The sequence below is a fragment of the Halomonas sp. V046 genome (assembly GCF_052645355.1).
Genome location: NZ_JBQXYF010000088.1, coordinates 1 through 255, shown reverse-complemented (window position 1 = coordinate 255; position 255 = coordinate 1). Strand labels below are relative to the sequence as shown.

The following is a 255-nucleotide window of genomic DNA, read 5'->3' as shown; positions in this document are numbered from 1 at the left end:
CGCTACGGCTACGACCCGCTGGGGCGGTTGCGTCAGGCCGTCTCGCCCACCCACGACGAACGCTTCGCCTTCGACCCCGCAGGCAACCTGGTGGACCCCGACGATAGCACCGGCAAGAACGAGGGCACGGACAAGAACGAGGACAGCTCCCTGGCGACGCGCTGGGCCAGCGGCCGAGAAACCGGTCAGCGCAGCTGGGTCGACTACCCCAACGCCCCCAAGCTGTCGCCGGCCATGGGCAACCTGCTCAAGCGC

Annotated in this window: 1 protein-coding gene; it reads left to right on the top strand. The window is 69.4% G+C overall.

Annotated elements, in window-relative coordinates; genetic code table 11:
* Positions 1 to 255: hypothetical protein (locus ACUN9Y_RS22370; RefSeq protein WP_445462936.1), on the top strand; the 255-nt coding region annotated here is incomplete at both ends.